This is a genomic window from Sphaerimonospora cavernae (assembly GCF_042435035.1).
Lineage (GTDB): Bacteria > Actinomycetota > Actinomycetes > Streptosporangiales > Streptosporangiaceae > Sphaerimonospora > Sphaerimonospora cavernae.
Map to the genome: position 1 here is coordinate 216,184 of NZ_JBHMQT010000033.1, position 7,105 is coordinate 223,288.

Annotated in this window: 5 protein-coding genes; 2 read left to right on the top strand and 3 right to left on the bottom strand. The window is 66.9% G+C overall.

Features of this window, described 5'->3' with window-relative positions; all coding sequences use genetic code 11:
- Positions 1 to 6 precede the first annotated feature (6 nt).
- Entirely contained in the window at positions 7 to 1,446 is a 1,440-nt protein-coding gene (gene yczR, locus ACFHYQ_RS16020; protein WP_394301942.1) for a MocR-like transcription factor YczR, read from the bottom strand.
- A gap of 63 nt (positions 1,447 to 1,509) precedes the next feature.
- Between yczR and yczE the strand changes: the two genes are divergently transcribed.
- Positions 1,510 to 2,127, top strand: coding sequence for a membrane protein YczE (gene yczE / locus ACFHYQ_RS16025; RefSeq protein WP_394301943.1), 618 nt, complete (start codon positions 1,510 to 1,512; stop codon positions 2,125 to 2,127).
- Between the two features lie 12 nt (positions 2,128 to 2,139).
- A complete protein-coding gene (locus ACFHYQ_RS16030) occupies positions 2,140 to 3,894 on the top strand; it encodes a glycoside hydrolase family 15 protein (protein WP_394301944.1) in 1,755 nt (584 codons plus the stop codon).
- Positions 3,895 to 4,097: 203 nt separating this feature from the next.
- Here the strand turns inward: ACFHYQ_RS16030 and ACFHYQ_RS16035 are convergent, their stop codons facing one another.
- Both ACFHYQ_RS16035 and ACFHYQ_RS16040 read right to left on the bottom strand, forming a co-directional pair.
- Complete coding sequence (locus tag ACFHYQ_RS16035; RefSeq protein ID WP_394301945.1) at positions 4,098 to 4,484, bottom strand: pentapeptide repeat-containing protein; 387 nt, start codon at positions 4,482 to 4,484, stop codon at positions 4,098 to 4,100.
- Between the two features lie 73 nt (positions 4,485 to 4,557).
- Positions 4,558 to 7,105 (bottom strand): RHS repeat domain-containing protein (locus ACFHYQ_RS16040; RefSeq protein ID WP_394301946.1); only part of this gene is annotated, 2,548 nt, incomplete at its 5' end.

The following is a 7,105-nucleotide window of genomic DNA, read 5'->3' on the forward strand; positions in this document are numbered from 1 at the left end:
CACCGCTTACAGGGCGTGGATGAGCGGCTCGCGGGGGTGGAAGGTTCCGGGCTGCCCGTTGGCGATGCGCCGCACCGCCTCCCGCAGGACGTCGGGCGGCTGGGTGAACGGCAGGCGCAGGTACCGTTCGAGCGTCCCGTCCACGCCGAACCACGGGCCGGGCGCGAGCCGTACGCCACGGGAGGCCGCGGCGTCGGCCACCGCGCCGGCGACCGGGGCGCCGAGCCTGATCCACAGCGAACCGCCGCCGCGCGGGACCGTGAACGTCCAGGCGGGCAGCTCCGCATTCAGCGCCGCGACCAGGGCCGACAGCGAAGCGCCGAGCGTGCGGCGGCGCTCGGCGCGGGCCTCCCCTATCCGGTCGAACAGCCGCGCGGCCACGAGCTGCTCGAAGACCGGGCCCGCGATGTCGACCACCGAGCGCAGCACGGCCAGGCGGCGCAGCAGCCCCGGGGCGGCGCGGATCCAGCCGACGCGCAGGCCGCCCCACCACAGTTTGGAACCGGACCCGACGCTGATCACCCGGTCGTCGGTGTCGAAGGCCGCCAGGGGCGGCGCCCCCTCCCCTTCTTCCAGGGCCAGCTCCGCCCAGCTCTCGTCCGCGAGCAGCGTGGCGCCCTGCCGCCGCGCGGCCGCCACCAGCGCGGCGCGGTCCTCGCCGGACATCAGGTGGCCGGTGGGGTTCTGGAAGTCCGGGATGAGGTAGCCGAGCCGGGCCGCCGACTGCCGCATCGCGGAGATCATCAGGTCGACGTGCCGGCCGTCCTCCGGGATCCCCACCGGCACCAGGCGGGCGCCGCGCAGCCGTACCGCCTCGATGGCGTGGGGGTAGGTCGGCGACTCCAGCAGCACCGGGTCACCGGGCCCGGCCAGCATGGTCAGCAGCAGGTGCGTGGCGTGCTGGGCCCCCGCGGTGATCATGATCTGGTCGGGCCGGGTGGGCAGCCCCCGCTCCCGGTAGCGCCGCGCGACGGCCTCGCGCAGCGCGGCCACACCGAGCGGGTCGTAGCCCATCCCCAGCGCGTACCGGTGGTAGGTGCGGCCCGCCTCGGCGACCGCCTCGCCCAGCAGGGCCGTCGCCGGCGGCGCGGCGACGTGCAGCGGCAGCAGGCCGTCGTCGTCGGGGGCGATCCACAGATTGTCCGTGCCGAGCGAGCCGGCGTCGGGCAGGGCGGTCCAGCTGCCCGCCCCCTGGCGGCTCTCCAGGTAGCCCTGCTCGCGGAGCCGGTCGTAGGCGGTGGTGACCGTGGTGCGGCTCACCCCCAGTGCGTCGGCGAGCCGCCGCTCCGGCGGGACGCGTACGCGCACGGGCAGCCGCCCGTCCAGGATCAGGTTCCGTACGGCTTCCGCCAGCGCCCGGTAGTACGGCCGGGCGTCCGCGGGCACCCGGACCAGCCGCGCGAGCTGGGTCTCGGTGACATATCGGTTTGTGACGTACCGATCCATCAGGCCATTTTGTCGAATTGGCTCTTTAATCTCAAGCCACTGGCCTGGAAAATGAAGCCCGCTATGAGTGAACTCTCCCTCCCCCGTCTGGGATCGCTTCCGGTCAGGCTCGTCCGTCTCTACGCGGGGCTCGCCCTGTACGGCTCCGGCATCGGGCTGCTCGTGCGGGCCGATCTCGGTCTCGCCCCGTGGGACGCCTTTCACCAGGGCCTGTCCGTGCGCACGGGATGGTCGATCGGGCTGTGCATCACCCTGGTCGGCGCGCTGGTGCTGCTTCTCTGGATCCCCCTGCGGGAGCGGCCCGGCCTCGGCACGATCAGCAACGTGCTGCTGGTCGGCACCTGCGCCGACCTCTTCATGTGGCTGGTGCCCGCGCCGTCGGCGTGGCCGATCCAGTGGGCCTTCCTGATCGGCGGCGTCGTGGCCATCGCCTCCGCCACCGCGCTGTACATCAACGCCGGTTTCGGGCCGGGACCGCGCGACGGGCTGATGACCGGCCTCAACCGGCTCGGTCTTTCGATCCGGCTGAGCCGTACGATCGTGGAGATCACCGTGCTCGCCGCCGGATGGCTGCTCGGCGGCACGGTGGGCGTGGGCACGCTCGTCTTCGCCGCCGCCATCGGCCCGCTCACCCAGGTCTTCATGAAACTGTGGCCGGCGCGCCGGCGGGAGGCCGGGTAGTAGCGTGGCGGCATGCGGATCGAGGACTACGCCCTGATCGGTGACATGCAGTCGGCGGCGCTCGTCGGCGTCGACGGCTCGGTCGACTGGCTGTGCCTGCCCAGGTTCGACTCCCCGTCGTGCTTCACCCGGCTGCTCGGCGACGAGTCCAACGGCTTCTGGCGCCTCGCGGCGGCCGGCCGGGAGCGTGCCGTACGGCGTGCCTATCTGGAGGACACGCTGATCCTGGAGACAGTGTGGGAGACCGAGACCGGGGCCGCCCGGGTGATCGACTTCATGCCGCCCCGGCACGCCAACCCGGACATGGTGCGCATCGTCGAGGGCCTGTCCGGGACCGTGGACATGACCACGGAGATCCGCATCCGGTTCGACTACGGCCGCATCGTGCCGTGGGTCCGCCGCATCGACGGCCACCTGCACGCGATCGGCGGCCCCGACTCGGTGTGGATCCACTCCCCCGTGCCGTTGAAGGGCGGCGGCTTCCGGCACACCGCCGAGTTCACCGTGTCGGCCGGGCAGCGGCTGCCGTTCGTCTTCACCTGGCACCCCTCCCATCAGCCGCAACCCGAGGTGATCGACCCGATCGAGGAGTTCGTCGAGACCCGGCGGCTGTGGGAGGAGTGGGTCTCCCGATGCGCACATCAGGGCCGCTGGCGGGAGGCGGTGGTCCGCTCGCTGATCACACTCAAGGCGCTCACCTACAGCCCGACCGGCGGGATCGTCGCCGCGCCGACGACCTCGCTGCCCGAGCACCTCGGCGGTGTGCGCAACTGGGACTACCGCTACTGCTGGCTGCGCGACGCCGCGATGACGCTCGACGCGCTGACCGGCTCGGGCTATGTCGAGGAGGCCGGCGCCTGGCGCACCTGGCTGCTGCGCGCCATCGCGGGCCGGCCCGAGGACATCCAGGTGCTGTACGGCGTGGCCGGCGAGCGGCGGCTGCCGGAGCTCACGCTCGACTGGCTGTCGGGCTATGAGGGCGCCCGCCCGGTGCGGCTCGGCAACGGCGCGGCCGGCCAACTCCAACTCGACATCTACGGCGAGGTCGTCAACGCGTTGTACGAGGCGCGCCGGGAGGGCCTCGCGGCCGACAGCCACACCTGGGCGTTGATCGGCAAACTGATGCGCTACCTGGAACACAACTGGGACCAGCCCGACGAGGGCCTGTGGGAGGTCCGCGGACCCCGGCGGCACTTCGTCCACTCCAAGGTCCTGGTCTGGGTGGCCTTCGACCGGATGGTGCGCTCCGTGGAGGAACTCGGCCGCGAAGGACCGGTCGAACGCTGGCGGGCCATCCGCGACCGCATCCACGCCGAGGTCTGCGACAAGGGCTACGACCCAGCCCGCAACACCTTCACCCAGTCGTACGGCTCACACGAGCTGGACGCGTCACTGCTGCTGATCCCGATCGTCGGGTTCCTGCCGCCCGACGACCCCCGCGTGGTGGGCACTATCGAGGCCATCGAACGGGAACTGCTGGTCGACGGATTCGTGCTGCGCTACCCCGTCGCCGAGGACAACGCCGTGGACGGCCTGCCCGGCGGCGAGGGCGCCTTCCTGGCCTGCAGCTTCTGGCTCGCCCAGGCCCGAGCCATGATCGGCCGCAAGGACGAGGCCGTCGAGCTGTTCGAACGCCTGCTGGAACTGCGCAACGACGTCGGCCTGCTCGCCGAGGAATACGACCCCGGCGCCGAACGCCAACTCGGCAACTTCCCCCAGGCCTTCAGCCACATCCACCTCATCCGCACCGCCCTGGCCCTCAGCTGACCACGGGCCCTGAGCTGAGCCTCCTCTCCGGCAGCCTGTCCGAGGAGCAGGTATCGATGCATGTTGACCGTCACTCAGCCGGGACAGGGCTCCGGATTCCATCCATCGAGCAACACAAGTGCTACCGACAAAACCGGAGTCGGCCGTTTCATACTCACTACATCAGGACACCAGTCGAACCATCATGATCTAATCCTGACCGATTATGGCATCGGCCATGCCTCCGCTTCGATCTCGGCTTCGGCCAGGACAGCCCTGTCGAGCATCGCTCCCAGGAGGCTGCTCACCCTGCGGTTCGGATCGTTGCGACTGCCCGCGAAGGTGATTTGAACTCCGGTCAGATCAGTATCCCGCAAATCAGCATCCCGAAAGGAGCATCCGGCGAAACTGGCATGGCGAAGAGAAGCTCCTCTAAGATTGGCCCCTTGGAAGTCGCAACGAATAAACGAGCACCCGTCAAGAGTGGCCAACCGCAGGTCGCTCTCAATGAATGAACAACGCCGAAAGAACAACTCGTTACCGGCGACCGAAGCAAGGTTCTGTCGATCAAATGAAACAGCGACGAAGAATTTATGAACGCGGGCATTCATGATCTCCAGTCGACCAGGACTCGCTGCCATCTCTTCCTTTCTAGATGATCCACTTGTTCGATGCCTCGCATCGTTAAGCCATAGCACCTCCCGTGAGAGCACCTCCCACGAATGCGGCTCCGATTGCTATCCCCGCGACCAGTCCTCCAAGAACCGTACCGAACAAATCACCTGCAGTCGAGGACTCGGACGATTCTGACACGCCATCATCCTCTACCTCATCACTGTGAGATTTATTACCCTTCCCCTCTTCTCCCTTATTGCCATTTTCTCTAATTTTTCCTTTTTTCTTTTTTCCATTATTCCTTTTATTGTTATCTCTTTTAGCGCTATTTCGGTTATTCTCATATTTACCACCTTGCTTTTGCTTCTGCAGAGCTCGCTTGTATGCTTTTTTATCATAGTTTGACTTACCCTCGTCGTGCGCCTTAAGCGCTTCCTTTTCGGCTGCAGAAAGAGTTGGCGGCCTTTGCTTACCAGGACGATAGGCTGCCCCTCCCCCCTTGCTGCAGGATGCCTTATGAATTCCCTTACAGCGATCACGCTCACTGGAGCCCTCGGAACACTGCTTCTCGCCACGTGCCTGCACACAGCTTGCATGCCGGATTTTGGCAGTCTCACGATCTCGACATCGATTCCGATCGTCTGCAGAGGGATAATTTTCTTTCGTACATATTGTCAAGCCAGTGGGATCAGAAAGGCCCACGGGGTTATCACCGGCATAGCTGTAGGGATTCGCCCATTGAGGCAAGCGAAGGTCAAGGACCGGATCGGTGGATGCGAACTTACCGATGTCCGGATCATAGTAGCGGGCTGAGAGATAATCCAAGCCTGTTGATTTGTCTTCGGTTTTACCTAAAAACCCGTGATCTGTAAATGGCAGGCTATCCGCGCCCCGACGCCGACCGAAGGGCAGGTAACGTTGGCGAAAAACCTGCCCAGTATTGTCATCGACGGCAATCTGGGTGGAGCCGTGCAGACCGGCCATGAGCCAGGTAACACCGTCCCCGCCGATCCTCATGGCCACGGTGGCACCGTCGGAGGTGATGTAGTAGCGCTTGCCGGTAATGGTCTGTCCCTTGACCTCGATCTCCATCAAGCCCAGATACAGGGTGGTCTTTCCGTTCGGGTCGCGCCGGATGAGGCGTTCGCCGTCGGCGCCGTAGACCATGGTGGTGTCCTGGCCGTCGACGGTTGCCTTCTCCAATTCACCGAGTTCATTCCAGGTGAAGACGCTGCTCATACCTCCTACTTCGCGGGAGATGAGCTGACCGGAGCCGTCATAGGAGTAAGGATCCGTGCCAGTGGGGCGGGTGATAGAGGCGACCGCGTTAGGCCGCACAGCCGATGCACCGGCCTGGGGGTAGGTATAGGCGGCGGTCTGCCCGCCATCGGTCAGGCCGGTGATGTTGCCGACACCGTCGTAGGCGAAGGACTGGGCGTAGGGGTCGATGCCCTGGTTGTCGGCCGAGCCGGTTCCCGTCCCGCAGGCGCTGGCGGTGGTGGTCCAGGCCTGGGACAGCCGGTGCAGCCCGTCGTAGGTGAAGCACTCGGATTGGCCGGGGCTGGTGCCGGTGGCGGTGACGGCGTCCAGGATGCGGGTGATCTCACCGGAGATGTCGTAGGTGTAGCGGTCGTCCTGGGTGATCACCGGGTTGAGGGTGTCGGCCTTGGTCGAGGTGGTGACCCCCCTGAGCCATCCGGTCGACTCGTCCCACTCCAACGCGCGTTTGATCTTCCCGCCCGCGCCGTAGGTCCGTTCGGTCAGCCGTCCGGTGGGTGAGTAGGCGGTGGCGTTCACGTAGGTGAACCCACCGCCGACATCGGAAGTCATCGCGTGGGGGAGGTCGAGGTCGAGGTCGGCGTAGGTGGAGGTGACCACCTCGGCTGGGAGGCCGCCGGCGGCGGGCATGGTGTACGTAGCGACCTGCCCGGTGAGGGTGTAGCCGGTGGCGAAGGCATACGTCCCGGCCAGCAATCCCTCGGAGGAGGGGACGGTCAGGGTGGAGCCGGTGCGGCGGCTCATGCTGTCGTAGCTGGTGATCGCGTCTGTGTAGGCGTTGCCGCCGGTGTAGCGGGTGGCGGAGGCCAGCAGCCCCTTGCCCTTGGTGGCCGTGTCGTAGGTCCATTCAGCGAGCTTGGTCCCGGAGCCGGGTTCCCCGGACCACGTAGCGATCTTCCGGCCGAGGTCGTCGTAGGTGTAGGAGACCTTCTGTCCCTTGCCATCGGTCGCCCACAGCAGGTGCCCGGCGTCGTCGTAGGCCTGCTGGGAGTCGCCCGCGTCGGGGTCGTGGCCGCCGGTGCGGCGGCCGAGCAGGTCGTAGGTGAACGTGCGGACGTTGCCGTTCGCGTCGACCTGCTTGACCATCCGGCCGTTGCGGTCGTAGGCGTAGGTGGTGGTGTAGAAGTCGGGGACGGTGACGGTGACCGTCTGCCAGGACGTCCAGTCCGAGCGGAGGGCGCCCTTGACTGCGCGGGCACGCCAGCGGATCTTCCAGCCGTCGCTGAGTGTTCCGGCGGGGATGGTGACGGTCGCATCGGCCCCGGAGGTCACATTGCCGGCGGTGCCGGTCCAGATGCTCCCGGTGCCGTGGGCGGTGTCGGCCGGGTCGTGCTCGACC